The following is a 26,970-nucleotide window of genomic DNA, read 5'->3' on the forward strand; positions in this document are numbered from 1 at the left end:
CCCGCCACCCGCGGCCCGCAGCGCCACGACGGCCGGCTCCCCCGCCTGCCCACGCCCCGCCACCCGACCATGTCCCGCCCGGCAGCTCATGCTGCCGCCCCCGAGGCCCGCTCCGAGCCGACCACCGCACCGCCGCCTCCACCGCCGCTGCTCCCACCCCCGCCGCTCGGCGGCACGGGCGGGAGGTGCCGGCCGGGCAACACAACCTCCACGAGCGCTATGACTCAGAGTCATAGTTATGACTCAGCGTCATAGCGCTCGTCGGGGAACATTCCGCCGCTCGAGTCGCGTCGTCCGGCCGCCGCGATCTCGGACGAGACCGGTCAGTCGGCAATCCGCCTCAGCGGTATCCACCGCGATCCGCCGCGCGGTACCCGCCGCGGCCCGGCCTGGTCCACCATCCGGGGATGACCCAAACTCGCCTCGGCCCTCTGCTCAGCACCGCCGTGCGACAGCAACGGCACCAGCGCGGACTGAGCCAGTGTGAGCTGGCCGAGATGGCCGGTGTCAGCCAGTCGGCGGTGGCCAGGATCGAAGGTGGCGACCGCACGCCCAGCATCGCCGTGCTCGAGGCGCTGCTCGCCGCCATGGACGTGCAGTTGACCATCGGGGTGGAGCCGCTGGACGCGCACCTCGACGCCCGGATCGACGACCTGGCCGCCCGGCCGATCGTCGAGCGGATCGACGAGCTGGGTCTGGATCGGCTGCTGGATCGGCTCACCGAATTCCCACAGGTGATCACCGGGAGCACGGCGGCGCTGTTGCAGGGCGCACCGGTGCCGGTCGAGGCGCTGGAGATCGCCGTGCGGTGGCAGGACTCGAAACGGTTCACCCGGTGGCTGGAGGCGGCCTACGGCCAGCGATGGAACGCCGCCTGGGGTGAGTTCGGCGGGGTGTGGCTGGAGCCCGAGGAGCAGGGCGAGCACCCCTGGTCGACGCGCTACGGCGAGATCAGGGCGACGATGTGCGACGAGCTACCCGAGACGATCGAGGTACGCCATGCCGGGCCGATCTACCGCGTGGTGCCGGTCACCGAGCTGGAGCTGACCGAACCGCGGGCCGGCGACCTGTTGCGCCGTTACCGGGCCCGGCAACTGGCCGGCAGGGCTGCGGGGCCGGACGGGCGGTAGGGCGCCCGCCCGACCCGCGCAGCTCAGCTCAGCCGGCGGTGCGCTCCCAGTCGATGGTGGGCAGGCCGGCGTCGGCGAGGGCCTTGTTGGCCGCACTGAACGGACGGCTGCCGAGGAAGCCGCGCGGGTTCATCGGGCTGGGGTGCCCGGCCTCCAGCACCACGTGCTGCGAGTTGGTGACCAGGGCGGCCTTCTTGCGGGCGTAGCCGCCCCAGAGCAGGAAGACCACCCGCTGCGGCGAGGCGTCCAGGGCCCGGATGGTGGCGTCGGTGAACTCCTCCCAGCCGGAGTTCGCGTGCGAACCGGGAGTGGCCTGCCGGACGGTCAGCACCGCGTTGAGCAGCAGCACACCCTGCGCGGCCCAGCCCTGGAGGTTGCCGCTCGGCGGCTTCGGCACGCCCAGGTCCTCGCCCAGCTCCTTGAACACGTTGCGCAGCGACGGCGGCACCGTCACCCCGTCGCGGACGCTGAAGCTGAGCCCGTGCGCCTGCCCGGCCCGGTGGTAGGGGTCCTGCCCGAGGATCAGCACCCGGGTGGCCTGCGGTGGGCAGAGCCGGTAGGCCGAGAAGAGATCCTCGATCGGCGGGAAGACGGTGTGCGTCGCGTACTCCCGGGCGACGAATTCGGCCAGCGCCGCGGTGCGCGCCGGGTCGAGGTGCGGGGTCAGCACGGCACGCCACTGCTCCGGCAGCAGGGCCAGCAGATCCGGGGCGGGAACGTCGTCGGGCATCGGCAGCCTTTCACAGCTCGGGTCGGTCCCCCGCACTCTAGGCACCGGGTCCGACAGCGCCGACCGCACGCCACCGGCGGGTGACGCCGGCCGGAGAGGTATCAGCGCAGGGCGGTCAGCCGCGCGGCCCAGTCGCCGCCGACCGGGTCCAGCTCGACGATGCGGGTGTCGTCGTCGCGGCGGTCGATACGGACCCGCAGGTGGGCGTCGACGAGCTGCTCCACCAGCCCCTCCCCCCACTCGACCACGGTCACCGACTCGTCCACCGAGGCGTCCAGGTCCAGGTCGTCGATCTCGGCGCGGGGATCGGCGGCGTCGCCCAGCCGGTACGCGTCGGCGTGCACCAGCGCCACCCGTCCGCCGCGCGCGGGATCGGGGCGGTGCACCCGGGCGATCACGAACGTCGGCGAGGTGATGTCGCCGAGCACACCGAGCCCGGCGCCGATGCCCTGCGTCAGCGCTGTCTTACCGGCGCCCAGCGGGCCGGTCAGCAACACCAGGTCGCCGGCACGCAGCAGCCCGGCCAGCCGGCGGCCGAACTCCCAGGTGTCCGCGACGGTCGGCAGCTTGACGACGTGACTCACCGCTCCTCCATGCTCAACGACTCGAGAAACCGTGCCAGCGCGGCGTTGACCTCGTCCGCGTGCTCCAGCATCACCACGTGCCCACTGTCGTGGATCTTGACGAACTCGGCGTGCGGCAGCCGCCGGACGATCTCCTCCGAGTGTGTCACCGGGGTGATCATGTCCTTGTCGCCGACCACCACCAGCACGGGCGTGTCCGCCAGCGCCGCCAGCGCGGGATACCGCGAGTGGGTGGCCAGCGTCCGCAGGTAGCGGGTCACCGTGTCGGCCGACGTCCGCGAGTTCATCATCTCCACGTACGACACCAGCGCCGGGCTGGGCTTGGCGGTGCCGAAGCCGTACCTGCGGGTGAGCAGCCAGGCGACGTTCGAGGTCGACTTCCGGGCCTTGTCGATCACCTGCCCGCCGTACCTGGTCGCGTTGCTGACCATGTACAGCACCGGGCCGCCGACCCGGCCGAGCAGCGCGGGCGCGACCAGCTTGGTCTCCGCCAGCAGACCGCCCGAGGTCGCCATCAGCACCGTGCCCACCACCCGGTCGCCGAACATCTCCGGGAACAGCTCGGCGAACGCCATGATGGTCATGCCGCCCATCGAGTGCCCGACCAGCACCAGCGGCCCCTCGGGCGTGGTCCGGTCGATCACCCGGCGCAGCGTTCGGCCGAGCACGGCGAGGTCGTACTCGCCGGTCTCCAGCCGGCCGGACCGGCCGTGCCCGGGCTGGTCGTACGCCACGATCCGGTAGTCGCCGCGCGCCGCGAGCATCTTGCGCTGGAAGTGGAACGTGCCCATGTCCAGGCAGAAGCCGTGCACCAGCACCACGGTCGGGTGTCCGGGCACCGGGCGGGTCGGCTCGACCACCTCGACGTGGATGTCCGTGCCGTCCGGCAGTTCCAGCCGGAACGCGTCGTCGTACCGCTGCTCGTCGAACGCCTCGTGCGCGTAGCGGTCGGTCGGGTCGGCCTTGAGCCGGCGGACCAGGGTGCGTTCGGTCGCGACGCCGGCCGCCAGGCCGGCCGCGGCCACACCGACCGCCGCGCCGACCACCCCGGCGACCCGGCCGGCCGCCGTCCGCGGTCGAGGGATGCGGTACCGACTCACGGCCGCTCGCCGTCGTAGACCCGGGGTACGCGCGTGCCGCCGAAGCGGGTGACGATCTCGTAGTTGATGGTGCCGACCGCCTCCGCCCAGTCGTCGGCGGTCGGTTCGCCGTCGGCGCCGCTGCCGAAGAGCGTCGCCACGTCGCCGTCGGCCACCGGGTCGTCGCCGCAGTCCAGCACGAACTGGTCCATGCAGACCCGGCCGGAGATGGTCCGGCGCGCACCGGCGAGCTGCACCGGCCCGCTGTTGGAGGCGTGCCGGGGCACCCCGTCGGCGTAGCCGAGCGGCACCACGGCCAGGTTCGCGTCCCGCTCGGTGGTGTAGGTGTGCCCGTAGGAGACGCCGGTGCCGGCGGGCACCCGCTTGGTGAGCATCACCCGCGCCCGGGCGGTCATCGCCGGCTTAAGCCCGTACGTCTCGCCGGCAACCGGGGAGAGCCCGTAGATGGCCAGCCCGGGCCGGACCAGGTCGAAGTGGGTGTCCGGGCGGGTCAGCGTGGCCGCCGAGTTGGCCAGGTGCCGCCAGCGCGGGCGCAGCCCGGCCCGTTCGACCATGGCCAGCCCCTCGTGGAAGATGGCCAACTGCCGGTCCGTGGTCGGGTGGCCGGGCGAGTCCGCGTACACGAAGTGGCTCCACACGCCGACCACCTCGATCAGCCCGTCGGCCTGCGCCTTGGCTGCCGCGTCGAGCAGCGCCGGCCAGTCGGCGACGGTCGCCCCGCCCCGGGACAGCCCGGTGTCGATCTTCAGGTGCAGCCGGGCCGGACGCTCGGCACGCCGGCTCGCCTCGATCATCTCGTCGAGCTGCGGCAGGCTCGCCGCGGCCAGGTCCACCCCGGCGGTGATCCCCTCGTGCAGCGGCAGCCCGGGAGCGAGCAGCCAGGCCAGCACGGGCGCGGTCAGGCCGGCCCGACGCAGCGTCAGCGCCTCGTCGAGGGTGCAGACACCCAGCCAGTCCGCCCCGGCGTCGAGCGCCGCGCGGGCGGCCGGGATCATGCCGTGGCCGTACCCGTCGGCCTTCACCACCGCCATCAGCTCGGCGCTGGTGCCGGACCGGAGTCGGCTCACGTTCTCGCGGATCGCGTCGAGATTGACGCGTACCTCGGCCTGCCACATGCGCCCAGCCTACTTTCCGCAGTGATCACGCCGGGCGGCGACGCACGGCCCGCCAGCCCGGTACCGGACGATCAGCCCAGTGCGGCCAGGACCGGACGCAGGGCGTCCGCCACGTCGGGCGCGGTCACCGGCCCGCCCCGGGCCGCCTCCCGGCCGGCCAGCCCGTGCAGGTACGCCGCCGAGGCCGCCGCCCGATCGGGCGGCATCCCGGCGGCCAGCAGGGAGCCGAGCAGCCCGGCCAGCACGTCGCCGGTGCCACCGGTGGCCAGCGCCGGGGTGCCGGTCGGGTTGACGTACGCCCGGCCGTCCGGGGTGGCGATCACCGTACGGTCCCCCTTGAGCAGCACCACGGCGTTCATCCAGGCGGCCAGCCGCAGCGCCGCGCCGACCCGGTCGGCGCCGGGCTCCTCACCGCAGAGCCGGGCGAACTCCCGGTCGTGCGGGGTGACCACGATCGGTGCGTCCCGCCCGCGCAGCCGGTCCGCCAGCGAGCCGTCCACCAGCAGGGTGAGCGCGTCGGCGTCGAGCACCGCCGGCACCGGCGCGGCCAGCACCGCGCGCAGCTCGGCCGCCGCGTCCTCGCCGGTGCCCAGCCCGGAACCGCAGACCCAGGCCTGCACCCGGCCCGCCTCGGCCACCCGACCGCTGGCGATCACCGAGGGGTGCTGGTGCAGCACCTCGGCCCGGGCGCTGCCGGCGTAGCGGACCATGCCGGTCGGCCCGGCCAACGCACCGCCCACGGAGAGCACCGCCGCACCCGGATAGGTCGCCGAGCCGGTCGCCACCCCCACCACGCCCCGGGTGTACTTCTCCGACGCCGGCCCGAGCCGGGGCCACCAGTCGACCACGTCGGCCCACTCGGTGACGTGCAGCGCCGGGCTGCCCCGCAACCATGGCCGCAGCCCGATGTCGACCAGTTCCACCTGCCCGGCCAGGACGGCCGCCGGGCCGACCACCAGGGCCGGCTTCAGCGCGCCGAAGGCCACCGTCACGTCCGCACGGACCGCGGTGGGCCGGCCGGACGGGGCCAGCGGCACGTGCCCGGTGTCCACGGCCACCCCGCTCGGCACGTCCACCGCGACCACGGTCGCCCGACCGCCGTCCCGCCCGCGCAGCTCGGCCAGGCGGCTGACCATCTCGTCGGCACTGGCGCGCAGTCCGCCGGTGCCGCCGATGCCCACGATGCCGTCCAGGACCAGGTCGACCGGGCCGGTCGGGCGGTCGACCAGCCGACCGCCGGCCGCCCGCAGCGCCGCCAGCCCCGCGGCGTGCGCCCGCCCGGGGGTGAGCAGCAGGGCCGACACGGCGACGCCCCGGCGGGCCAGCCGCTCCCCCGCGTACAGCGTGTCGCCGCCGTTGTCACCGGAGCCGACCAGCAGCAGCACCCGGGACCCGTACACGCCACCCCGCTCGGCGAGCAGCAGCGCGGCGCGGCGGGCCAGCCCGGCGGCGGCGCGCTGCATCAGCGTCCCGTCCGGGAGCGTCGCCATCAGCCCCGCCTCGGCCGCGCGTACGTCGGCCACCCGCCACACCGGTCTCATCCCGTGTCCCATCCGCCCCGCGGGCGGGCCCCGGTGGCCCGCCCGGCCGAATCACCGTTCCGCGACCACCATCGCCGACGCGATCCCGCCGTCGTGCGACAGCGAGAGGTGCCAGCGGTCGACCCCGCGCTCGACGGCCGCAGCCGCCACCGTGCCGGAGACGGTCAGCCACGGGCGGCCGTCCGGGTCCGGCACGATCTCGCAGTCGTGCCAGCTCAGCCCGGCTGGCGCGCCGAGCGCCTTGGCGACCGCCTCCTTGGCGGCGAACCGGGCGGCGAGCGACTCGGGTGAGCGCGGGTTGCCGGAGCGGGTGTACCGCTCTGCCTCGGTGAAGAGCCGGTCGGCGAGCAGCGGCGTCCGCGCCAGCGCCCGGGCGAACCGGTCGACCAGGACGACGTCGATGCCGACAGCGACGATCACCAGGCCACCCTACCGGCGGTGGAGGCGGCAGGTTATCCGTCCGGTCAGCGGTGGGCAACGCCCTATGGACGGGCGGGGTACGGCCGCCGCCGGTTGTCCACAGGGCACCGCGCCGGGCCTGGGCGCCGCCTAGCGTCGGGCCGGTCGATGCCGATCGCACACGGGGGTGTGGGAATGACCGAGGAGCCGTTGACCGTCCGACCGGAGCTGTTGGGCGGGGTGGCCCGGGCGCTGGACGACGACGCGTCCCGGCTGGCGCACGGGCTGGCCGGGACGCCCGGGCTGCTGGTGCCGGCGCCCGACTGGCCGACCGGCGCGGCCCTGGCCGCGCTGGAGTCGGCGGTGCACGGCTGGCTCGGCCGGCTGGGCGGCCGGGTGGCGGTGACGGGCGGAGCGGTCCGGGCGGCGGCGGAGTCCTACCGGGTGGTCGACGACCGGGCCGCCCGCCGGCTCGCCGCGCTGCCCCGATGACCGCGCCGACCCACCCTGCGCCGACGGTCGGCTACGCCCAGCTCTGGGCGGCCGATCCGGGGGCGTGGCGGGCCGCCGGCGCGGCGTGGGCCGGTCTGACCGGGCTGGTCGACCGGCGGGCCGGCGAGTTGAGCACCGACGGGAGGGCGCTGCGCATCGGCTGGTCGGGCCGGGCGGCGACGGCGGCCGACGGTCGGCTCGCCGGGCTGCGGGGCGAGCTGACCTCGATCGCGCCGGCGTTGATCGAGGCCGATCAGGTGCTGGCCGAGTTCGCCGGTCGGCTCGCCGCGGCGAAGGGTCGGCTGGCCGCGGCGGTGGCCCTGGCGGACGGGTCCGGGCTGCTGGTCGACCGGCACGGTCGGGTCGGCCCGGACCCGTCCCGAGCGCGGCCCGGCGAGCGGGACGGGCTGGCCTCGGCCCGGGTGACGGCGGCGCTGCGGGAGGCGCTGGAGCTGGCCGGGGCGGCCGACCGGGCCGCCACCGCCCGGCTGGACGAGCTGACCACGGCGGCCACCGGAGCGTGGCAGGTCCCGCCACCGCCCGGCCGGCCGGGGTCGGGCGCCGACCCGGCCGCGGTCCGGACGTGGTGGGCGGGGCTGACCCCGGCGCAGCGCCGGTGGCTGGTGGGGCACGAGCCGGCGCTGGTCGGGCGACTGGACGGCGTACCGGTGGCGGCCCGCGACCAGGCCAACCGGCTGCTGCTCGGCACCCGGCGGGAGGAACTGCTCGCCGAGCGTCGGCTGCTGCTGGCCCGGGTGCCGCCCGGGCCGGTGGGTTCGCTCCGGCTGCGCCGGGTCGAGGCACGCCTGGCCGGGTTGGACGCGCTCGCCGAGCGGCTGGCCGGGCAGGGGGCGCCCCGGGCCTACCTGCTCGGGTTGGATCCGGCCGGCGAGGGACGGGTGGTGATCGCGCTCGGCGACCCGGACCAGGCCGACCGGGTGGTGACCTACGTGCCGGGGATGACCGCCGGCCTCGACGACGCGCCGGGCGAGCTGGAACGGGTGGCACGTGTCCTCAGCCGGTGCGCCGCGCTCGACCCGGGTGAGCGGAGCGCGGCGGTGCTCTGGCTCGACTACGACGCTCCGGACTTCCTGCACGAGGCGGCCACCGCCGGCCAGGCCCGCGACGCCGGTCCGGCGTTGCACCGCTTCCAGGAGGGGCTGCGGGCCAGCCATGACGGCCCGCCGGCGCGGCAGACCGTGCTGGGGCACAGCTACGGGTCGTTGGTGGTGGGCAGTGCCGCCCGGGACCACGGGCTGGCCGCCGACGCGCTGGTCTTCGTCGGCTCACCGGGGGTCGGCGTCGCGCACGCGGCCGAGCTGGGCGTCCCGCCCGGGCAGGTCTGGGCCAGCAGCGCACCGGACGACGTGATCCGGTTGACCCGTCCGCCGGACGAGCTGACCCGGCGCGTCCTGCTCGGTACGTCGCCGCTGGCCGCCGCGCTCGAGCTGACCGGGCACGGCGAGCACGAGCTGTGGTTCGGCCGGGACCCGGCCGCGCCCGACTTCGGGGGGCGGATCTTTCCCAGCGGCCGGCACGGTCACGTGGGCTACTGGGACCCGGACAACCCGGCACTGGACGGCATGGCCCGGATCGTGCTCGGCCGATGACCGACCGGCCACGACGAGGGCCCCGGTCGTCGCGCGGTGCGGCGAACGGGGCCCGGGTCAGCGGTCGGGGTCGGTTACTCGACGGTGACCGACTTGGCCAGGTTGCGGGGCTGGTCCACGTCGTGGCCACGGGCGGCGGCGATCTCGGCCGCGAGCACCTGCAACGGGACGGTGGTGACCAGCGGCGCGAGCAGCGTGGGCGTACGCGGCACGTAGATCAGGTGGTCGGCGTAGCGGACGACGGCCTGGTCGCCCTCCTCGGCGATCACGATGGTCCGCGCACCGCGCGCCCGTACCTCCTGGATGTTGGAGACGACCTTGTCGTGCAGCATGCCCCGGCCCACCGGCGAGGGCACCACGCAGATCACCGGCGTGCCCTTGTCGATCAGCGAGATCGGGCCGTGCTTCAGCTCGCCGGCGGCGAAGCCCTCGGCGTGCATGTACGCCAGCTCCTTGAGCTTGAGCGCGCCCTCCAGGGCCACCGGGTAGCCGACGTGCCGGCCGATGAAGAGCACGGTCGGCTCGGACTTCAGCTCCCGGGCCAGCTCGCGCACCGGCTCGATCCGGGCCAGCAGCTCGCGCAGCTTGCCCGGCATCTCCTGGAGCTGGGCCACCACCGCGCCCACCTCGTCGGCGAACTTGATCCCGCGCACCTGGGCCAGGTGCAGGCCGATCAGGTAGCAGGCCACCACCTGGGTGAGGAACGCCTTGGTGGAGGCGACCGCGATCTCCGGCCCGCCGTGGGTGTAGAGCACGGCGTCGGACTCGCGCGGGATGGTCGAGCCGTTGGTGTTGCAGATGGCCAGCACGCGGGCCTTCTGCTCCTTGGCGTGGCGCAGCGCCATCAGGGTGTCCATGGTCTCGCCGGACTGCGAGATGACCACGATCAGGGTGGACCGGTCGAGCACCGGGTCGCGGTAGCGGAACTCGCTGGCCAGCTCGACCTCGCAGGGGATGCGGGTCCAGTGCTCGATGGCGTACTTGGCCACCAGGCCGGCGTGGTACGAGGTGCCGCAGGCCACGATGAAGATCTTGTCGATGTCGCGCAGATCCTGGTCGCTGAGGCGGACCTCGTCGAGGGCGATCTCGCCGGTCTCGGTGAGCCGACCGAGCAGCGTGTCGGCGATGGCCTGCGGCTGCTCCTCGATCTCCTTGAGCATGAACCAGTCGTAGCCGCCCTTCTCCGCGGCCGAGGAGTCCCAGTCGATGTGGAAGTCCTTGCCGGCGGCGGGCTGGCCGTCGAAGTCGGTGATCTCGATGCTGTCGCCGGTGATCAGGACGATCTGGTCCTGGCCCAGCTCGACCGCCTCGCGGGTGTGCTCGATGAACGCGGCCACGTCGCTGGCCAGGTAGTTTTCGCCCTCGCCACGGCCGACGACCAGCGGCGAGTTGCGCCGGGCGCCGACCACCGCGCCGGGGATGCCGGCGTCGACGGCGAGCAGGGTGAACGCGCCCTCCAGCCGCCGGCAGACCACCCGCATGGCGGCGGCGAGCAGCTGCGGGCTGTCGACCTCGCCGGCCGCGCGCAGCTCGGTGAGCGCGTGGGAGAGCAGGTGCGCCGCGCACTCGGTGTCGGTGTCGCTGGTGAACTGGACGCCGGCCTCCTCCAGCTCGGTGCGGAGCTTGGCGAAGTTCTCGATGATGCCGTTGTGGATCACCGCGACCCGGCCGTCGGCGCCCAGGTGCGGGTGGGCGTTGCGGTCGGTCGGGCCGCCGTGGGTGGCCCAGCGGGTGTGCCCGATGCCGGTGGTGCCGTCGCCGATGCCGATCGGGCTGGCCGCGCAGTCGTCCGGGTTGCTGGCAGCCCGCTCGGAGAGGACCTTCTCCAGGTTGGCCAGCTTGCCGGCCTTCTTCTCGGTCAGCAGCTCGTCGTCGCAGACGATGGCGACGCCCGCCGAGTCGTAGCCGCGGTACTCCAGCCGCCGCAGCCCGTCGAGCACGATGCCGAGCGCCGGCCGCGCGCCGGCGTAACCCACGATTCCACACATGGCCCGCAGCCTAACCCAGTTTCGCTCATCATGGGTGCTCGAAAGTCGGCTAAACGAACATTGGACTTGAGCGAACGGGTGGCTGCGGCCCCACCGAGGGACAAATCACCGCCCCCACCAGGGCAGACGGCGGGGTTGAACCGCCGCCGGCGGCCCGTAGGCTGGCGGGTGTGACGACGAGCACGGATGCCGATGCGCTGGTGGCCCGGATGCGGCCGTTCGGCACGACGATCTTCGCCGAGATGTCCGCCCTCGCCGTCCGGACCGGTGCGGTCAACCTCGGTCAGGGCTTCCCGGACACCGACGGCCCGCCGGAGATGCTGGCCGCCGCGGCCGAGGCGCTACGCGGCGGGCAGAACCAGTACCCGCCCGGGCCGGGGATTCCCGCCCTGCGCGCGGCGGTCGCGGCGCACCAGCGCCGGTTCCACGACCTGGCGTACGACCCGGACGGCGAGATCGTGATCACCGCCGGTGCGACGGAGGCGATCGCGGCCAGCATCCTCGCTCTCTGCGAGCCGGGCGACGAGGTGGTCTGCTTCGAGCCGTACTACGACTCGTACGCCGCCTCGATCGCGCTGGCTGGCGCCGTCCGGCGACCGGTGACCCTGCGCCCCTCCGGCGACGGCCGGTACGCCTTCGACCCGGCCGCGCTGCGGGCGGCGTTCGGGCCGCGCACCAGGCTGGTGCTGCTCAACTCGCCGCACAACCCGACCGGCAAGGTCTTCACACCGGCCGAGCTGGCGCTGGTCGCCGAGCTGTGCCAGGAGCACGGCGCGTACGCGGTCACCGACGAGGTGTACGAGCACCTGGTCTTCACCGACGCCGCCAGCCCGCACGTGCCGCTGGCCACCCTGCCGGGGATGTGGGAGCGGACGCTGCGCATCTCCTCGGCCGGCAAGACGTTCTCCTGCACCGGCTGGAAGGTCGGCTGGGTGAGTGGCCCGGCGCCGCTGGTGTCGGCGGTGCTGCGGGTGAAGCAGTTCCTGACCTTCGTCAACGCGGCCCCGTTGCAGCCGGCCGTCGCCGTCGCGCTGGGCCTGCCGGACGACTACTTCACACGTTTCCGCGACGACCTCGAGACCCGGCGCGACCAGCTCGTCGGCGGCCTCACCGAGGCGGGGTTCGACGTGCTGTCGCCGGAGGGGACGTACTTCGTCACCGCCGACGTCACCGCCCTCGGCGGCACGGACGGGGTGGAGTTCTGCCGCTCGCTGCCCGAGCGCTGCGGCGTGGTCGCGGTGCCGACGCAGGTCTTCTACGACGACGTCGAGGCCGGTCGCCGGCTGGTCCGCTTCGCCTTCTGCAAGCGCCCCGAGGTGCTCGCCGAGGCGGTGACCCGGCTGCGCGGGCTGACGCCGGCCCGCTGAGCGGCCGCTCAGCACGTCCCCGTCAGCCGGCGGGCGGTTCCGCTGATCGGCCGGCGACCGCCCCGGTCAGCCGGCAGCCCGGTCCGGTCCGGCCTCAGGCGCCGCCGGTACGGCCGGCGCCGGGCGATCGTCGGCCAGCCTGGCCAACGTCGCGCCTCCGTCGGAGAGCAGTGCCGCCTCGGCGTCGTCGACGAACGCCAGGTCGGCCTCGACGTGCCGGCCGGCGGCCGAGAGCAGCAGCCGGACCACCGGGTCGTCGGCCCGGCGACGCAACCCGTCGAGGTTGCGCAGCTCCCGCATGAGATGGCCGCGCTGGTTCGCCAGCACGCCACGGACGGTGGTGGCCGCACCAGACCGGGCGGCGGCGGTCAGCTTGAGGAAGAAGTCGTCCCGGAAGCCACCGCTGCGCGGGCTGGGCGCGGCCAGCCAGCGGTCGAGTTCACCCCGACCATCCGCGGTGATCTCGTAGACCACGCGGTCGGGCTTGACCGGCTGGGGCTGCCGCTCGGCGACCACCAGGCCGTCGCGGGAGAGCCGGTCGAGGATCTGGTAGAGGTGCCCGATGTTGAGCGGCCCCCACTGTGGGCCGACCGCCGCCTCGAACGCGCTCTTCAACTCGTAGCCGTAGCTGGGACCGCGGGCGAGTAGAGCCAGAACCGCGTGCTGGATCGCCACCGTCTCCTCCGATCCGGTTCCGGGCAGGCACCCGACCGGGGCCTTGCATTGTGACAATGTATCGCGCAGAGTGTGGTCAGCACACGGGGAGGCGCGATGGTCGGTTTCGTCTGGAAACAGCTGCGCGGCCGTGCGGGACGGTCGGTGGCGCTGCTGGTCGGCATGCTGGTGGCCACCACCGGCTTCGTCGTCCTCACCGGCGCCACCACCACCTCCCGGCTCGCCGTGACCGGCACCGTCGAACGGAACACCCGGGCCGCCTACGACATCCTGGTCCGCCCGAAGGGAACGCGTACCCCGCTTGAGGCGGAGCGCGGGCTGGTCCGGCCCAACTACCTCTCCGGCAGCTATGGCGGCATCACGCTGGAACAGTACGACCGGGTCAAGGCCGTCGAAGGAGTGGACGTCGCCGCCCCGATCGCCATGCTCGGCTACTCCACGACCTCGATCGAGATGCCACTCGACGTGACCGCGGCGGTGGATCCGTCCCTGGACCGGCAGCTCATCCGGATCGACCGCGAGTTCCTCGCCGAACGCGGCCTCAGCCACGCCCCGGCCCAACCCACCTACGTGTACGTCACGAAGCACGCCCTGGCCTACCCGATCATCGGCGACCAGTTCTACCCGGACGCGGTCCGGTACACCGACGGGCGGACGTACGACACCAACGAGTGCGGGCTGTTGCCCAGGGAGGTGCTGCCAAGCGGGCGCACCGAACGGATCTGCGACCTCCGGATCGGACAGGACAACGCGCTGAAGGACCTCAGTGAGCGGCAGCTCTGGCAGGTCGAGACGTTCCGGCTGTTGCCCGGTGGTCGCTTCGAACGCTGGGCGGGGGAAGGCATTGCCGAGCACGACGCTCCCGGCGTCTCGGCTCCCCGCCTGACCGTGACGGCATACCTCACCGTGCCGTTCCTGCTCGCCGCGGTCGACCCGGGCCCCGAGCAGGAGCTGGTGGGCCTCGACGACGCCGTGGTCAGCGGGCGACCGCTCACCGCCACCGACGCCACCGTCGTGACCAACGAGGGCGGTGGGTTGTTCAGCCGCCTCGTGCCGGTGCTCGCCACCAGCCGCCCGTTCCTCGACGGCGCGATCGGGGCCACCTACGCGCGGTCACGGCTGGACCGGAGCATCGCCGGCATCCCGCAGGAAGAGCTGGCCGAACGGCTGGGCGGCCTACCGTCCACCCCGGCCGGCGGCACCCGACAGGACGCGCTGGACGCGTACCGGTCACAACTCGCCGCCGGGCTGGGCCCGGGCCGGTGCTGTCACGGTCAGTTGCAGGTCGTCGTGCAGCCGGGGCAGGCCGCGTACGACCAGTTGCCCGACGGCAGCCTGCGGGTCCGTCCCGTCGAGTCGGACCAGGGGGTGTACGGCGACGCGCAGGCGCTGGCGCTCCTTCCCCGGCCATGGCTCAGCGAGGACACCGGGTACCGTCCGTTGACCCAGTTGCGGCTGGGCACCGGTAACCAGGACGCTCGACAGTGGCGAGCCGTCGGCCTCTTCGACCCCGAGAAGCTGACCGGGTTCAGCGACGTGGGCAAGGTGCCGCTGGAAACGTACGAACGGCCGCGCGCCGAGGGTGCCGACGATCGCAGCCGGACCGCGCTCGGCGGGCAACCACTGGAGCCCAGCGGCAACCCGGCCGGCTACCTCTCCGCGCCACCGCTGCTGCTCACCAGCCTGTCCAGCCTGCCCGGTCTACTGGCCCACGGTGACAGCACGCAGCGCACCGCGCCGATCAGCGCGATCCGGGCCCGGGTGTCCGACGTGGACGGCTACAGCGAACGCTCCGCCGAGCGGGTCCGGCTGATCGCTGAACAGATCGCCACCACCACCGGCCTCGACGTCGACATCACCCTCGGTTCCTCCCCTGCCCCGCAGAGCATCGACCTGCCCGCCGGCGCTTTCGGACGCCCCGACCTGCGCCTGACCGAGAACTGGTCCGCCCTCGGGGTCGCCTCGGTCATCACCAAGGCGGTCGACCGCAAGAGCGCCGTCCTGTTCGCGCTGGTGCTCGTGGTCTGCGCGCTCTTCCTCGGCAACGCCGTCACCGCCGCCGTCCGCGACCGCCGCCCCGAACTCGCCGTCCTCGCCTGCCTCGGATGGCCTGCCCGCCGCATCGGCGCGCTGGTCCTCGGCGAGGTCGCCACGCTCGGCCTCATCGCCGGGCTGCTCGGCGTCGGCCTGGCCATCCCGCTAGGCGCCGCCCTCGGCATCGACGTCGACTGGCGACGCGCCCTCCTCGCCGTACCGGTGGCCCTGTTCCTGGCCCTGACAGCCGGTCTGGCACCCGCGCTGCGGGCCGCACGCGCCCACCCCGCCGCTGCGCTGCGCCCACCCGTCGTCGACACCCGCCGCGTCCACCGGAGCCGGACCATCGCCGGCATGGCTCTGGTCAACCTGGTTCGCGTCCCCGGACGCACCCTGCTCGGCGCCGGCGCGCTCGCCATCGGCGTCGCCGCACTCACCCTGGTCGGCGCGGTCGGCTACGCCTTCCGCGGCGCCGTCGTCGGCAGCCTGCTCGGCGACACCGTGTCGCTGAGCGTGCGCGGCGCCGACACCCTGGCTGCGGTGGCCACCGTGCTACTCGGCGCCGCCGCCGTCGCCGATGTGCTCTACCTGGACATCCGCGACCGAGCCACCGAGCTGGCCACCCTGCAGGCCAACGGCTGGTCCGACGGCGCGCTCGGTCGGCTGGTCGGCTACCAGGCCCTGTTCCTGGGTGGGCTCGGCGCGCTCACGGGCGCCGGGCTCGGGCTGGGCGGGGCCGCGTGGCTGGTCGGCGAGCTGCCGGCGGCCCTCGTCACCGTCACCGCGCTGGTCGCCCTGGCCGGCGTGCTGGCCGCCTGCCTGGCGGCACTCGTCCCGACCGGGCTGCTGCGGCGCCTTCCCACCGCGCGACTACTCGCAGAGGAGTGACCATGGACCCGACCACCGGCAGCACCGTGCGCACGACGGGGCTGGTCCGCGAGTTCCGCACCGGTAGCCAACGGCTCACCGCGGTCGACGACGTGTCACTGGAGATCAGGGGCGGTTCGGTCGTGGCGCTGACCGGGCCGAGCGGTTCGGGCAAGTCCACGCTGCTGCACCTGATAGGCGCGATCGAACGGGCCGACCGGGGCAGCGTGATCGTGGACGACGTGGAGATCACCGCGCTGCGCCGGGCGGACCTGGCCCGCTACCGCCAGCGGGTCGGCTTCGTGTTCCAGCGCTATCACCTGCTACCGGCGCTGACCGTGCTCGACAACGTGATCGCCCCGGTGTTGCCGCGCCGGTCGGGCCGGGCCGACCACCCGACCCGGGCCCGGGACCTGCTGGAGGCCGTCGGCCTGGCTGGGCGGGAGCGGGCGCTGCCGGCCCAGCTCTCCGGCGGCCAGCAGCAACGGGTCGCCATCGCCCGGGCGTTGATGGGCCGGCCGCGGCTGCTGCTGGCCGACGAGCCCACCGGCAACCTCGACTCCACCACCGGCGCGCAGATCCTCGATCTGCTGCTGGAACTGCGCGACCGGTACGGCATGACGATCCTGCTGGCCACGCACGAGCGGGCCGTCGCGGCTCGCTGCGACCGGCTCATCCGGCTCGGCGACGGGAGGATCGTCGAGGATGTCGACCTGACCGACGGCGAGGACCCGGCCGACACCCTCGACCGCGCCTCCCGGCTGCGGCTCTGACCCGGCCCGGCTTCGTCGCCGGCCCGCCCGGTCAGGCGGCCGGGCTGGCTTGGCGGACCTGATCCGCGATGCGCTCGGCGACCTCGCGCGCGGTCGCCTCGGTGGCCGCCTCGACCATCACCCGGACCAGCGGCTCGGTGCCCGACGGGCGCAGCAGCACCCGGCCGGTCTCGCCCAGCTCCGCCTCGGCCAGCTCGACCTCGGCTCGGACGGCCGGCGCGGCGGCACCGACGGTCCGGTCGCCGACCGGCACGTTGATCAGCACCTGGGGCAGCTTGGTGACCACCGCGGCCAGCTCGGCCAGCGGTCGTCCGGTGGCGGCCATCCGGGCCATCAGGTGCAGGCCGGTGAGCACCCCGTCGCCGGTGGTCGCGTGCGCGGGCATGACGATGTGACCGCTCTGCTCGCCGCCGAGCGCCAGCCCGGACGCGCGCAGCTCCTCCAGCACGTACCGGTCGCCGACCTTGGTCTCGAGCAGCCGGATGCCCTGCGCGGACATGGCCAGCCGCAGGCCGAGGTTGCTCATCACCGTGGCGACCAGGGTGTCCTGGGTGAGCGTGCCGGCCTCGCGCATGGCCAGCGCGAGGATCGCCATCAGCTGGTCGCCGTCGACCTCGTCACCGTCGGCGGTCACCGCCACGCACCGGTCGGCGTCGCCGTCGTGGGCGATGCCCAGGTGGGCGCCGTGCTCGACCACGGCGGCGCGCAGCGCCTCGATGTGGTTGGAGCCGCAGTCGTCGTTGATGTTGAGCCCGTCCGGCTCGGCGTGGATCGCGATGACCTCCGCGCCCGCCTCCCGGTAGGCGGCCGGGGCGACCTCGGCTGCCGCGCCGTTGGCGCAGTCGACCACGACCTTGATCCCGTCAAGCCGGTGCGGCAAGGTGCCGACCAGGTGCTGGACGTAGTGGTCGGCGCCGTCGAGCAGGTCGTGCACCCGGCCGACGCCGGCGCCGATCGGCCGCTCCCACGCGGTGGTGGCGTTCGCCTCGACGGCCGCCTCGATCTGCATCTCGATCTCGTCGGGGAGCTTGTTCCCGCCGGCGGCGAAGAGCTTGATCCCGTTGTCCGGCATCGGGTTGTGCGACGCGGAGAGCATCACCCCGAGGTCGGCCTTGGCCTCCGCGGTGAGGAAGGCCACCGCTGGGGTGGGCAGCACGCCGACCCGCACCACGTTGGCGCCGGCGCTGGTCAGCCCGGCCACCACGGCCGCCTCCAGCATCTCGCCACTGGCCCGGGTGTCCCGGCCGACCACGGCGAGCGGCGGATGACTGCGGTCTGTCTCGGCGAGCGTGTGCGCGGCGGCCACCGCGACCGCGAGCGCCAGCTCAGGAGTGAGATCCGCGTTCGCCCGCCCGCGTACGCCGTCAGTGCCGAACAACCGACCCATACCCGCCAACCTCCGATGAGCACTACCGATGAGGAGAAAGCGGAACGGCCGGCCCACCTCCCCGGTCGAGGGGAGGCGGACCGGCCGTCCGTCAGAAGTACAACGCGCTGGAAAAGATCAGCGCTTCGAGTACTGGGGAGCCTTACGGGCCTTCTTGAGGCCGTACTTCTTGCTCTCCTTGACCCGGGCGTCCCGGGTGAGGAAGCCGGCCTTCTTCAGGGCCGGGCGGTCGTCCGGCTCGTTTATGATCAGCGCGCGGGCGATGCCCAGCCGGAGCGCACCGGCCTGGCCGGTGGTGCCGCCGCCACGCAGGTTGGCGATGACGTCGAACTGCTCGAGCTTCTCGGCGGTGACCAGCGGGTCCTTGATGAGCTGCTGGTGCACCTTGCTCGGGAAGTAGGCCTCGAGGTCCTGGCCGTTGCAGGTGATCTTGCCGGTGCCCGGGACGATGCGGACCCGGACGATGGCCTCCTTGCGGCGGCCCACGGTCTGGATCGGCCGGTCACCACGAGGCGCGCGGGCGACGGGCGCCGGCGCCTCGGTGGCCTCGGGGGCTTCCGGGGCGACCTCGGTCTCGGTGATGTCGGTCATGCTGCTTCCTTCGCCCGCGCTCACTGCGCGATCTGCTTGATCTCGAACGGCACCGGCTGCTGCGCGCCGTGCGGGTGCTCGGCACCGGCGTAGACCTTCAGCTTCTTGATCAGCTGACGGCCGAGCTTGTTGTGCGGGAGCATCCCCTTCACGGCGAGCTCGATGGCCCGCTCAGGGCGCTTGGTCAGCAGCTCGTCGTAGCCAACCTGCTTCAGACCACCCGGGTAACCGGAGTGGCGGTAGGCAACCTTGGTCTGACGCTTGTTGCCGGTCAGCGCAACCTTGCCCGCGTTCACGATGACGACGAAGTCGCCCGTGTCGACGTGCGGCGCGAAAGTCGGCTTGTGCTTACCACGCAGCAACGTGGCGGCGTGGGTGGCCAGGCGGCCCAGCACGACATCAGAGGCGTCGATGACGTGCCACTGACGCTCGATCTCACCCGGCTTCGGGCTGTACGTACGCACAGGTCTACCTTGTCTCGTCGTCGGTCTGGGGTCGCGCGCCGATTTGACCAGGCGCGCACGAACGACCAAGCGTACCTGATGTGGCACGCCTCTGGATGTCGTACAACAGCAGGCAACGATACCCGGCGCCCGGTCGGCAGGTCAAAACGGGGTCCTTCCCCCGCACGCCAGCCGGTTTCCCGATGGCGCAGCTCACACGGCGTCGAGCCGTGCGACCTCGGACGACGATAGACCATCCAGGTGATCACGAAGCAGAGCGCGGGCCCGACGCAGACCCTGGCACACCTGGCCGCAGCCGCGCGGGCGGCCGAGACGCTGCGCCGACGACACCCCGCCGTCACCCTCAACGTGGGCTGCGAGCTGACCATTTTCTCCGCCGAGATCATGCCGGGCGCGGGGTACGCCCAGCGCACCGCCCGACTTCCCACCCTGCGGGGCTGGCCGCTGCTGCCCTGGTAAAACCGGAAACTGAACGCGCTGCTGCGCCGGGCCGCGGCGGTCGCCCGGGCGGACTTCCGGGGCCCGCTCACCTACAGCGCCGCGTTGTGGGAGCGGGTGGACTGGGGCCCGTTCGACATCGTGGGCCTCGACCACTACCGGGTGCCGCAGAACCGACGGCGGTACGCGGCGAGCCTGCGCCGGTTCCACCGGCACGGCAAGCCGGTGGTGGTGACCGAGTTCGGCTGCGCCGCCTTCGCCGGAGCGGCGCGGCTGGGGCCGGCCGCGCACGAGCGGATCGACCACAGCGGTCCCCGAGCCGAGGTGACCGGGCCGCCGGTGCGCGACGAGCAGGGCCCGGCAACGGAGATCGGCGAACTCCTCGACGTGTTCGAGGCGACCGGGGTGCACGGGGCGTTCGTGTTCGAGTTCATCGAGCCCTACCACCCCCACTCGCCCGACCCCCGCTACGACCTGGACATGGCCGGCTACGGCATCGTCAAGGCCATCCCGACGGAGGACGGATACCGCTGGGAACCGAAGGCGGCCTACCACGAGGTCGCCCGCTGGTACGCCGCTGCGCGGCGCGAGCCGGGCTGACGGCCCCCCGCGGGCTGCGGCCTCAGATCTGCTGAAGGATGCGCAGCGCCCGGCCGACCCGGAGCATGGTGTCGGTGTCGGCGACGTCCACGCACTCGGTGAACCACTTCTTCATCGGCGAGGAGAGCCGGTCGGGCATGACCACGTACCGGCCCATCGGCACGGCCAGCGGAGAGTCGCGCAGCAGCGACTCGTCGACCACCTCGACCACGATGACGATGGGCACGTCGGTGGAGTTGTAGACGTCGGAACTGATCACCAGGCCGAGGCGTTCCCGGGCGCCCTCGATGCGCCAGACCTCACCTCTCCGCAGCACGCGGCCGTCCGCCGAAGAGCAGGTCGTCGACCATGGCGACCTCGCGGGCGTCGGCGAGGGCGGCGGATTCCAGATCGAGGCCGGCGCGGCCGACGGCGGCGGCGTGCGCGGTGAAGACCTCGCGCAGCGCCTTCTCCCGGGCGGCCTGGTCCATCCACGCGGAGAGCGACAGCCCTTCGCGCTTGGCGAACCGGCGGGCCTCCTCAATCGTCTCGTCCGTGAAGGACAGGGTCACCTTGGCGGTCATGCCGGGAGACTACCCGCTGGTATGACCGCCAGTCATCCCCGCGAGGCGTCTGCGCCTCACAGGCGTCGAAACGCCCTCCGGTGACGTTTCCGGCACGGCTCTCCCCTGCTCCGACCGGTGCGAGTCCCACTTGACAGGACCGAAACAGAAGGGACCCGGACCGGAAACCGCCCACCGGCACGCTTCCCCGACATGACAGACGGTGCGCGGACGGCAACTCCACCGGTGCGGGCGCCCCGGGAGGTGGCGACGAGGAGGAGTGATGCGGGAGGAGGAGTTGTCCGGCTTCACCATCGGGGTGACCGCCGACCGGCGGCGCGACGAGTTGGCCGCGCTGCTCCAGCGGCGGGGTGCCCGGGTGGTGCTCGCCCCGGCGCTGCGGATCGTGCCGCTGGCCGACGACACTGAGCTGCGCGAGGCCACTCGGGCCTGCCTGGACCGGCCACCGGACATCCTGATGGCGAACACCGGCATCGGCATGCGCGGCTGGCTGGAGGCCGCCGAGGGCTGGGGTCTGGCCGAACCGCTGCGCTCGGTGCTGGCGCAATCGTACGTGGTGGCCCGAGGCCCCAAGGCACGCGGCGCGATCCGGGCCGCCGGCCTGCACGACCAGTGGTCGCCGGCCTCGGAGAGCTGCGACGAGGTGGTCGACCACCTGCGCCGGCGCGGAGTGGCCGGGCAGGTGATCGCCATGCAGCTGCACGGCGAGCGCCAGCCGGAGTGCACGCTCGCGCTGGAGGCGGCCGGCGCCACGGTGATCGAGGTGCCGGTCTACCGCTGGGCCCCGCCGACCGACCCAGCCCCGCTGCACCGGCTGGTCGACCTGATCGTCGGCCGGCTGGTGGACGCCGTCACCTTCACGTCGGCTCCGGCGGCGGAGGCGCTGCTACGGGCGGCCGGCGACCGGACCGACACGGTGCTGGCCGCGTTCCGTGGCGACGTGCTGGCCGGCTGCGTCGGCGCGGTCACCGCCGAGCCGCTGCTGCGCCGCGGGGTGCCGGTCAGCGCACCCACCCGGGCCCGGTTGGGCGCGCTGGTGCGGACCATCGTCGACGAGCTGCCCCGCCGCACGACCACCCTCAAGGCGGGCGGACACCTGCTCACCCTGCGCGGGCACGCCGCCGTCGTCGACGGCGAGCTGCGCCCGCTCGCTCCGGCCCCGATGGCCGTGCTGCGGGCGCTGGCGCTGTCACCCGGTCGGGTGCTGTCCCGTACCGCGCTGCTGCGGACCCTGCCCCGGGGCGCGGACGAGCACGCCGTGGAGATGGCGGTGGCCCGGCTGCGCGCCGGGCTGCGCGCGCCGAGGGTGGTGCAGACCGTGGTCAAGCGCGGCTACCGGCTCCGGGTCGACTGACCGCCTCGTGGGCTGGCCCGCTTAGAGATACGAAACGGCCCCCGGAGGGGCGCATTCCGTTTAAGATCTCGCGGCCGAGGGCAGGTCGGCAGGGCCGCGCCGGCCGGGATCGACCCGACCGACACCGCCCGTCACCTCGGTGGGTTCAGCCGACCGGAGTCGGGAAACCCCGGCCGTGCTCGGCCTGGAGCCGCAGCATGGCGTGCTCCACCACCGTCACCAGCACCTGCTTGACCGACTCCCGGTGCCGGGCGTCGGTCATCACCAGCGGCACCTGCGGCGAGATGGCCAGCGCCTCGCGGACCTCGTCCAGCTCGTACTGGGGAGCACCGTCGAACCGGTTCAGCGCCACCACGTACGGCAGGTTGCGGTTCTCGAAGTAGTCCAGCGGCGCGAACGCGTCGGTGATCCGGCGGGTGTCGACCAGCACGGCGGCCCCGACCGCGCCCCGGATGATCTCGTCCCACATGAACCAGAACCGGGTCTGTCCGGGTGTGCCGAACAGGTAGAGGATCAGGTCCTCGGCCATGGTGATCCGGCCGAAGTCCATGGCGACCGTGGTGGTCTCCTTGCCCGGCACCTTCGACGGATCGTCGATGCCGACACCGGCCGCGGTCATCACCGCCTCGGTGGTCAGCGGCGTGATCTCGGAGATCGATCCGACCAGGGTCGTCTTGCCGACGCCGAAACCGCCCGCGACCACGATCTTCGCGGAGACGATTCCCCGGCTCTGCCGCCCCCCAGCGGGGTCATAGCCTGCGAAGTCCACTTAGCACCCTTCCAAGCATTTCCATTCGCTCCTCGAACCCCTCGGCGGGAGCGGCAGTGTGTAACGTCAGCAGGCTCTCGGCCACCATGTCGGCGACCAGCACCCGGGCGACGCCCAGCGGCATCCGGGTGTATGCGGCGATCTCCGCCAGCGACTGTGCCCGGCCCTCGCAGACCGTGGCGATGCGGTGCTTGTCGTGCCCGGCGAACCGGGACTCGGCGACCTGGGTGGGCGAGGCCGACAGGACCGCCTCGAGGGCGATGTCCTGTTGTGGCTCGGTACGGCCACGGGTGACCGCGTACGGGCGCACCAGAGCGCCACGCGGGTCAGCGCGCCGTTGGTCCATCCACGATCACCTCCTCCCGTCCCTGGTCCGGCGCGCGGTCCGCGCGCCTGAGCTCGGTGTTACGAACGCACCGCGTCGCGCGGCAGCGGCACCAGCGCGGCACCGACCCGCTCCACCAGCAGCGCCATCTCGTAGCCCACCTGGCCCACGTCGCAGCTGCGGGCGGCGAGCACGGCCATCGAGGAGCCGTCGCTGATCGACATCAGGAAGAGGTACCCGCTGTCCATCTCGATGACGGTCTGCAGCACCCCGCCCGCGCTGAACATCCGCGCCGCACCCTCGGTCAGGCTCACCACGCCGGAGGTGATAGCTGCGAGCTGGTCCGCCCGGTCGCCCGGAAGGTCCCGGGAGGACGCGAGCAGCAGCCCGTCGGCGGACACCGCCACCACGTGGGCGATGCCCGCCACGCTGTCGGCGAAGTTGGTGAGCAGCCAACCCATGTCCTGCATGGCCGCTGGCCTGTTCATCGGCTCTCCTTGGTCGAGGTGCTGATCTGGTCCGTCCCGGCCGACCGGCCGCGCTGCACGCCGCGGTGGTAGGCCGACAACAGGCCCCGTACTTCGTCGGGGGTCCGCCGGCTACGGTCCCGGCCCCCCTTCGGTTCGATGCCGCCCGGCACGAGCTGCGCCTGCGGCACCCGCTTGGGCAGCCCGGAGCGGGTGGTGCCGGCGGCGGCCGGCTCGGCCGCGCGGCTGGCCCGGGTCCAGCCGTCGTCCGCGGCCGTTCGCCAGGCGTCCGGATCGGCGGCCGGCGCGCTGGGCGGCGCCGTGGCCGGGGTGGGCGGCGCCGTCGCCGGGCTGGGCGAGGTCGGCGCGACAGGCGGCCGGGCGGCCGCCGGCGGAACGTACGACGGCGGCGGCGCCACGGTGCCGGTGCCGTCGGTGCTGGTGGTGCCCGGGGTACGGGTGGGCAGCGGTGGCCGGGCCGGCGTCGAGGCCGGTGCGGGGGCGCTCGGCCCCGTGGTCACGCGCAGGCCCCGGGCGGGGTCGACCGCCGCCGCCTGGGCGGCGGGCGGCTCCTGGTCGAACTTGGGGCGGGTGAAGATGGCGGTCGCGTCGTCACCGTGGGAGCGGAACCAGACCGCCTCCATCTCCCGGAAGATCGGTGCCTCGGCGGGGAACTCCGCCCGGGTCGCGACCGTGGCCGCCGGCGCCGGCGGCGCGGCCGGCGGCGCCACCGCACCGGAGCCGGCCACCGGGCCGACCGGAAGCACCGGAGCGCTCCGCCCGTCGCCGGTCTCCCCCACGGCGGAGCGGCGGGGTAGCGGGTCGATCGTCGGGTACGCCACGGTCGGGCTGCCGGCCGAGGCGGGGCTGCCGGCGTACGCGGGGCGGGCCGGCGCGGCCGGCGCGGCCGGCGCGGCCGGCGCGGCCGGCGCGGCCGGCGCGGCCGGAGGCGCCAGCGACGCGGGTGGGATGGTCGGGTGCGTTCCCGTGCGGCCACCGGCCGACACCGCCGGGGCGATGTCCCGCGCGTCCACCGGCGCCTGCCAGGGGGTGGGCGCCGGCGTGCTGGTCCGCCACTGGTCGGGCAGGGTCGCGGCGGCGGTGGCCCCGGCGAACGGCTCGGCGTGGCCGATCGGGGTGAGCGGCGTCTGCTCGACCGCCATCGGCTGGCGCGGCCGGGTGAGGGCCTGGTCGCGACCGCGGTTGGTGGGCAGCACGACGGTGGTGGCCGGCAGCGTCACCTGGGCGACGGTGCCGCCCTCGACGTTGCGGCGCAGCTCGACCCGGACGCCGTAGCGGGAGGCGAGCCGGCTCACCACGGCCAGACCCATGAGGCGGAAGGCCGCGACGTCGACGCTCGGCGGCGCGGCGAGCCGCCGGTTGAGCGAGTCGAGCTGCTCCTCGGTGAGACCCAGTCCGCGGTCCTCGATCTGGATCAGCACGTAGTCCCGGATCCGCCGACCGTCGGCCACGACCGTGGTGTTCGGCGGCGAGAACCGGGTGGCGTTGTCCAGCAGCTCGGCGACGAGGCGTACCACGTCGTTGACCGCGTGCGCGGCAACCGAGATGTCGGTTTCCACGGCGCCGAACTCGATGCGGTTGTAGAGCTCGACCTCGGACTGCGCGGCGCGCAGCACGTCCACCAGCAGCGCGTCGTCGCGGCGCGGCACGGCGGAGTCGGCACCAGCCAGCACCAGCAGGTTCTCGTCGTTGCGGCGCATCCGGGTGGCCAGGTGGTCCAGCTCGAAGAGCTGGGCCAGCCGCTTCGGGTCCTCCTCGCCACGCTCGATGGCGTCCAGCTCGCCGATCATCCGGTCGACCAGGGTCTGACTGCGGCGGGCCAGGTTGAGGAACATCGCCGAGACGCTGGTCCGCAGGGCGGCCTGCTCGGCCGCGACCCGCACCGCCTCCCGGTGTACGACGTTGAAGGCCAGCGCCACCTGACCGACCTCGTCACGGTTGGTGAGCTGGATCGGGTCCCGGACCTGGCGGACGATCTCGTCCACCCCGCCATCGCCGACGCTGCCCATGGTCTGCAGCCGCCGCACCGCGTCCGGCAGGTCGTGGTTGGCCACCGAGAGGGCGCCCTCACGCAGCCGGCGCAGCGAGTGGTTGAGCGAGCGGGCCAGCACCACGGCCAGCGACACCGCGATGATCAGGGTCAGCAGCACCAGCACCGACTCGATCACGGCCTGCCGGATGACGTCCGACCGGGCCTCGTCGGCCTGCTCGAGCAGTCGAGCCTGGAGTTGGGTCTCGGCCCAGCGCATCAGGTCGTTGACGGCCCCGATGGCGGCGACGGCGTCCTGCGGGGTGACCAGCGGACGCGTACCGACCGAGCGGGTGATGTCGGTGGCGACCCGGTCGGCGAGGCCGACGGCGTCGCCGGAGACGGTGCTGTCGACCAGGGCCCGCTGGGCCGGGTCGGCGGCGAGCGAGAAGGCGACAAGCGCCTCCTGCTGGCCGGTCAGCGTGGTGATGAACGAGGAGAACTGCTCCTCGTCGAACTGGCCGGCGGTGAGCGCGGTGAAGGCCACCGCCTCCTCCTCGGCGACCGCCGCCTTGGCCCGGGCGAACGCGGCGACCGCCCGGCGGCTGTCCGACAGGCTCTCCTCGCCGGGAAGCTGGGCCAGCCCGTCGCCGTAGGCGACCAGGTCGGTGAGGATGACGCCGTAGCGCAGCACCGCCTCGGCGACGGCCATCTGCCGACGGTCCAGCACCTCCTGGCGGGTGCTGTCCAGGGTGTCCAGATGCTCGTCGATGGCAGCGAGGCGGTCGCGCAGCGCGGTGGGCACCTCGCCGATCCGCTCCCGCTCCGCGCGGTAGGCGTCCACCCGCTGCTGCGTCTGGCGTACCCGCAGGTTGTACGCGTCGGCCGGCTGCTGCGGCGTGGCCAGGTAGGAAGCCGCTGCCATCCGCTCGGCGTGCAGGTCCTGCGTCAGCGCGGAGACGTCGATGGAGAGCGCGGTCAGCGACCGGGCCCGGGTGGCGTCGTACGCACCCTCACCCACCGAGATCAGCCGGACCGTGGCCAGTGCGATGACCGCCGCGACCGGAACGACCAGGATCAGCGCGAGCTTGGACCGGATCCGGGCGTCGCGCAGGCGAGGCAGCCGTCGGCGGGTACGCCGATCGCCGTCGCCGTGCTCGGGCAGGGTCGTCGGTCCGGTGCTCACGACATCGCCTCCGTCGTTTCTTCCCCGCCTGGCCCGCCGAACCGTGCCGTTGGCGGTGGGGACCACACGCGGCACGGCCGCGATTTCATCAGACGAGATCCTTTTTGGGAAGCCGCAGTGAGGTAGGAAACGGTCGGACGGCGCTCAACCCGTGATCCGGTCAACTGATACCTTCATTTCGACAAGCCCCTGAACAGGGCATGTGACTTCAGAGTGGCCGCACGTGTATGCAACGTGAGCTTTTGCAAACATTGCGTTACACCAGCATGTGGGATCGCCGTCCCGAAAAGGCGACCGACGTCCGCGCTTGACCACAGCGCCCGCCATTGGCAAGGTTTTGCAGGCTTCGCGCACACCGTACGGCAGAGGAGATCCCGTTCCTCCACTGAGGACGGATTAGCGGCGGTGACCGGGCAGCGCCCGCGCCCGCA

26 protein-coding genes are annotated in these 26,970 nt (G+C 73.6%); 9 read left to right on the plus strand and 17 right to left on the minus strand.

Annotated features, from left to right (window positions below):
- The first annotated feature begins 407 nt into the window (after window positions 1-407).
- On the plus strand, window positions 408-1,130 hold the full coding sequence (locus ACFOW4_RS09580) for a helix-turn-helix domain-containing protein (RefSeq protein WP_377526376.1): 723 nt from the start codon (window positions 408-410) through the stop codon (window positions 1,128-1,130).
- A gap of 28 nt (window positions 1,131-1,158) precedes the next feature.
- On the opposite strand, the gene ung is transcribed toward ACFOW4_RS09580, so the two are convergent.
- The 6 genes from ung to ACFOW4_RS09610 form a co-directional block, all read right to left on the minus strand.
- Window positions 1,159-1,860 (minus strand): uracil-DNA glycosylase, encoded by a 702-nt coding sequence (ung, locus tag ACFOW4_RS09585; RefSeq protein ID WP_377526378.1) that lies wholly within the window; start codon window positions 1,858-1,860, stop codon window positions 1,159-1,161.
- 101 nt (window positions 1,861-1,961) lie between these two features.
- Complete coding sequence (gene tsaE / locus ACFOW4_RS09590; RefSeq protein ID WP_377526379.1) at window positions 1,962-2,444, minus strand: tRNA (adenosine(37)-N6)-threonylcarbamoyltransferase complex ATPase subunit type 1 TsaE; 483 nt, start codon at window positions 2,442-2,444, stop codon at window positions 1,962-1,964.
- On the minus strand, window positions 2,441-3,544 hold the full coding sequence (locus ACFOW4_RS09595) for an alpha/beta fold hydrolase (RefSeq protein WP_377526381.1): 1,104 nt from the start codon (window positions 3,542-3,544) through the stop codon (window positions 2,441-2,443). The genes tsaE and ACFOW4_RS09595 overlap by 4 nt, the downstream gene beginning before the upstream one ends.
- On the minus strand, window positions 3,541-4,659 hold the full coding sequence (gene alr, locus ACFOW4_RS09600; protein ID WP_377526383.1) for an alanine racemase: 1,119 nt from the start codon (window positions 4,657-4,659) through the stop codon (window positions 3,541-3,543). Before alr ends, ACFOW4_RS09595 begins: the two co-directional genes overlap by 4 nt.
- Window positions 4,660-4,730: 71 nt before the next feature.
- Window positions 4,731-6,200, minus strand: a complete 1,470-nt coding sequence (locus tag ACFOW4_RS09605; RefSeq protein ID WP_377526385.1) for an NAD(P)H-hydrate dehydratase — start codon at window positions 6,198-6,200, stop codon at window positions 4,731-4,733.
- A gap of 51 nt (window positions 6,201-6,251) precedes the next feature.
- The gene (locus ACFOW4_RS09610) at window positions 6,252-6,620 is read right to left on the minus strand and encodes a holo-ACP synthase (protein WP_377526386.1); all 369 of its coding nucleotides are present in this window, start codon (window positions 6,618-6,620) and stop codon (window positions 6,252-6,254) included.
- A gap of 174 nt (window positions 6,621-6,794) precedes the next feature.
- On the opposite strand from ACFOW4_RS09610, the gene ACFOW4_RS09615 reads away from it, so the two are divergent.
- Window positions 6,795-7,091, plus strand: a complete 297-nt coding sequence (locus ACFOW4_RS09615; protein WP_377526388.1) for a hypothetical protein — start codon at window positions 6,795-6,797, stop codon at window positions 7,089-7,091.
- On the plus strand, window positions 7,088-8,701 hold the full coding sequence (locus tag ACFOW4_RS09620) for an alpha/beta hydrolase (RefSeq protein WP_377526389.1): 1,614 nt from the start codon (window positions 7,088-7,090) through the stop codon (window positions 8,699-8,701). The genes ACFOW4_RS09615 and ACFOW4_RS09620 overlap by 4 nt, the downstream gene beginning before the upstream one ends.
- 74 nt (window positions 8,702-8,775) lie before the next feature.
- Here the strand turns inward: ACFOW4_RS09620 and glmS are convergent, their stop codons facing one another.
- Window positions 8,776-10,689 (minus strand): glutamine--fructose-6-phosphate transaminase (isomerizing), encoded by a 1,914-nt coding sequence (glmS, locus tag ACFOW4_RS09625; protein WP_377526391.1) that lies wholly within the window; start codon window positions 10,687-10,689, stop codon window positions 8,776-8,778.
- 170 nt (window positions 10,690-10,859) lie between these two features.
- Here glmS and ACFOW4_RS09630 point away from each other — a divergent pair, with 170 nt between their 5' ends.
- Window positions 10,860-12,056 (plus strand): pyridoxal phosphate-dependent aminotransferase, encoded by a 1,197-nt coding sequence (locus tag ACFOW4_RS09630; protein WP_377526392.1) that lies wholly within the window; start codon window positions 10,860-10,862, stop codon window positions 12,054-12,056.
- Between the two features lie 66 nt (window positions 12,057-12,122).
- On the opposite strand, the gene ACFOW4_RS09635 is transcribed toward ACFOW4_RS09630, so the two are convergent.
- Window positions 12,123-12,731: a PadR family transcriptional regulator gene (locus ACFOW4_RS09635; RefSeq protein ID WP_377526394.1), complete on the minus strand. Its 609-nt coding sequence runs from the start codon at window positions 12,729-12,731 to the stop codon at window positions 12,123-12,125.
- A 96-nt stretch (window positions 12,732-12,827) separates the two neighbouring features.
- On the opposite strand from ACFOW4_RS09635, the gene ACFOW4_RS09640 reads away from it, so the two are divergent.
- The gene (locus ACFOW4_RS09640; RefSeq protein WP_377526395.1) at window positions 12,828-15,653 is read left to right on the plus strand and encodes an ABC transporter permease; all 2,826 of its coding nucleotides are present in this window, start codon (window positions 12,828-12,830) and stop codon (window positions 15,651-15,653) included.
- A gap of 2 nt (window positions 15,654-15,655) precedes the next feature.
- Window positions 15,656-16,405: an ABC transporter ATP-binding protein gene (locus ACFOW4_RS09645; RefSeq protein WP_377526398.1), complete on the plus strand. Its 750-nt coding sequence runs from the start codon at window positions 15,656-15,658 to the stop codon at window positions 16,403-16,405.
- Between the two features lie 31 nt (window positions 16,406-16,436).
- Here the strand turns inward: ACFOW4_RS09645 and glmM are convergent, their stop codons facing one another.
- The 3 genes from glmM to rplM all read right to left on the minus strand — a co-directional run bounded on the left by glmM (window position 16,437) and on the right by rplM (window position 18,847).
- A complete protein-coding gene (glmM, locus tag ACFOW4_RS09650) occupies window positions 16,437-17,792 on the minus strand; it encodes a phosphoglucosamine mutase (RefSeq protein WP_377526399.1) in 1,356 nt (451 codons plus the stop codon).
- A gap of 117 nt (window positions 17,793-17,909) precedes the next feature.
- Window positions 17,910-18,383 carry a 30S ribosomal protein S9 gene (gene rpsI, locus ACFOW4_RS09655; RefSeq protein WP_053653862.1) on the minus strand — a complete coding sequence of 158 codons (474 nt, stop codon included), beginning with the start codon at window positions 18,381-18,383 and terminating at the stop codon, window positions 17,910-17,912.
- A gap of 20 nt (window positions 18,384-18,403) precedes the next feature.
- Entirely contained in the window at window positions 18,404-18,847 is a 444-nt protein-coding gene (rplM, locus tag ACFOW4_RS09660) for a 50S ribosomal protein L13 (RefSeq protein ID WP_121399851.1), read from the minus strand.
- Window positions 18,848-19,087: 240 nt separating this feature from the next.
- On the opposite strand from rplM, the gene ACFOW4_RS09665 reads away from it, so the two are divergent.
- Both ACFOW4_RS09665 and ACFOW4_RS09670 read left to right on the plus strand, forming a co-directional pair.
- Complete coding sequence (locus ACFOW4_RS09665; protein WP_377526401.1) at window positions 19,088-19,306, plus strand: hypothetical protein; 219 nt, start codon at window positions 19,088-19,090, stop codon at window positions 19,304-19,306.
- A gap of 84 nt (window positions 19,307-19,390) precedes the next feature.
- A complete protein-coding gene (locus ACFOW4_RS09670) occupies window positions 19,391-19,885 on the plus strand; it encodes a hypothetical protein (RefSeq protein ID WP_377526403.1) in 495 nt (164 codons plus the stop codon).
- A gap of 22 nt (window positions 19,886-19,907) precedes the next feature.
- Here ACFOW4_RS09670 and ACFOW4_RS09675 read toward each other — a convergent pair whose 3' ends face one another.
- Window positions 19,908-20,201: a hypothetical protein gene (locus ACFOW4_RS09675; RefSeq protein WP_377526404.1), complete on the minus strand. Its 294-nt coding sequence runs from the start codon at window positions 20,199-20,201 to the stop codon at window positions 19,908-19,910.
- The gene (locus ACFOW4_RS09680) at window positions 20,185-20,448 is read right to left on the minus strand and encodes a DUF6364 family protein (RefSeq protein WP_377526406.1); all 264 of its coding nucleotides are present in this window, start codon (window positions 20,446-20,448) and stop codon (window positions 20,185-20,187) included. Before ACFOW4_RS09680 ends, ACFOW4_RS09675 begins: the two co-directional genes overlap by 17 nt.
- 262 nt (window positions 20,449-20,710) lie before the next feature.
- Here ACFOW4_RS09680 and ACFOW4_RS09685 point away from each other — a divergent pair, with 262 nt between their 5' ends.
- Window positions 20,711-21,802, plus strand: a complete 1,092-nt coding sequence (locus ACFOW4_RS09685) for a uroporphyrinogen-III synthase (RefSeq protein WP_377526407.1) — start codon at window positions 20,711-20,713, stop codon at window positions 21,800-21,802.
- 145 nt (window positions 21,803-21,947) lie between these two features.
- Here ACFOW4_RS09685 and ACFOW4_RS09690 read toward each other — a convergent pair whose 3' ends face one another.
- Genes ACFOW4_RS09690 through ACFOW4_RS09705 form a run of 4 tightly spaced genes read right to left on the minus strand, consistent with a single transcriptional unit; the run spans window position 21,948 to window position 26,539 of the window.
- Window positions 21,948-22,571, minus strand: a complete 624-nt coding sequence (locus ACFOW4_RS09690) for an ATP/GTP-binding protein (protein WP_377526409.1) — start codon at window positions 22,569-22,571, stop codon at window positions 21,948-21,950.
- On the minus strand, window positions 22,552-22,917 hold the full coding sequence (locus ACFOW4_RS09695) for a DUF742 domain-containing protein (protein ID WP_377526410.1): 366 nt from the start codon (window positions 22,915-22,917) through the stop codon (window positions 22,552-22,554). The genes ACFOW4_RS09690 and ACFOW4_RS09695 overlap by 20 nt, the downstream gene beginning before the upstream one ends.
- Before the next feature lie 59 nt (window positions 22,918-22,976).
- Window positions 22,977-23,384, minus strand: coding sequence for a roadblock/LC7 domain-containing protein (locus ACFOW4_RS09700; protein ID WP_007465177.1), 408 nt, complete (start codon window positions 23,382-23,384; stop codon window positions 22,977-22,979).
- Window positions 23,381-26,539, minus strand: a complete 3,159-nt coding sequence (locus tag ACFOW4_RS09705) for a nitrate- and nitrite sensing domain-containing protein (RefSeq protein ID WP_377526412.1) — start codon at window positions 26,537-26,539, stop codon at window positions 23,381-23,383. Before ACFOW4_RS09705 ends, ACFOW4_RS09700 begins: the two co-directional genes overlap by 4 nt.
- Window positions 26,540-26,970: the final 431 nt, after the last annotated feature.

It is taken from the genome of Micromonospora sp. GCM10011542, assembly GCF_042650685.1.
In the GTDB taxonomy this organism is placed as follows: Bacteria; Actinomycetota; Actinomycetes; order Mycobacteriales; family Micromonosporaceae; genus Micromonospora.

Coding starts and splice junctions, on each gene's coding strand:
- glmM (WP_377526399.1), bottom strand. CDS start 17,792: ATGGGTCGGTTGTTCGGCACTGACGGCGTACGCGGGCGGGCGAACGCG.
- ACFOW4_RS09620 (WP_377526389.1), top strand. CDS start 7,088: ATGACCGCGCCGACCCACCCTGCGCCGACGGTCGGCTACGCCCAGCTC.
- ACFOW4_RS09640 (WP_377526395.1), top strand. CDS start 12,828: ATGGTCGGTTTCGTCTGGAAACAGCTGCGCGGCCGTGCGGGACGGTCG.
- ACFOW4_RS09605 (WP_377526385.1), bottom strand. CDS start 6,200: ATGAGACCGGTGTGGCGGGTGGCCGACGTACGCGCGGCCGAGGCGGGG.
- rpsI (WP_053653862.1), bottom strand. CDS start 18,383: ATGACCGACATCACCGAGACCGAGGTCGCCCCGGAAGCCCCCGAGGCC.
- ACFOW4_RS09615 (WP_377526388.1), top strand. CDS start 6,795: ATGACCGAGGAGCCGTTGACCGTCCGACCGGAGCTGTTGGGCGGGGTG.
- alr (WP_377526383.1), bottom strand. CDS start 4,659: ATGTGGCAGGCCGAGGTACGCGTCAATCTCGACGCGATCCGCGAGAAC.
- ACFOW4_RS09580 (WP_377526376.1), top strand. CDS start 408: ATGACCCAAACTCGCCTCGGCCCTCTGCTCAGCACCGCCGTGCGACAG.
- ACFOW4_RS09645 (WP_377526398.1), top strand. CDS start 15,656: ATGGACCCGACCACCGGCAGCACCGTGCGCACGACGGGGCTGGTCCGC.
- ACFOW4_RS09695 (WP_377526410.1), bottom strand. CDS start 22,917: ATGGACCAACGGCGCGCTGACCCGCGTGGCGCTCTGGTGCGCCCGTAC.
- ACFOW4_RS09680 (WP_377526406.1), bottom strand. CDS start 20,448: ATGACCGCCAAGGTGACCCTGTCCTTCACGGACGAGACGATTGAGGAG.
- ACFOW4_RS09685 (WP_377526407.1), top strand. CDS start 20,711: ATGCGGGAGGAGGAGTTGTCCGGCTTCACCATCGGGGTGACCGCCGAC.
- ACFOW4_RS09700 (WP_007465177.1), bottom strand. CDS start 23,384: ATGAACAGGCCAGCGGCCATGCAGGACATGGGTTGGCTGCTCACCAAC.
- ung (WP_377526378.1), bottom strand. CDS start 1,860: ATGCCCGACGACGTTCCCGCCCCGGATCTGCTGGCCCTGCTGCCGGAG.
- glmS (WP_377526391.1), bottom strand. CDS start 10,689: ATGTGTGGAATCGTGGGTTACGCCGGCGCGCGGCCGGCGCTCGGCATC.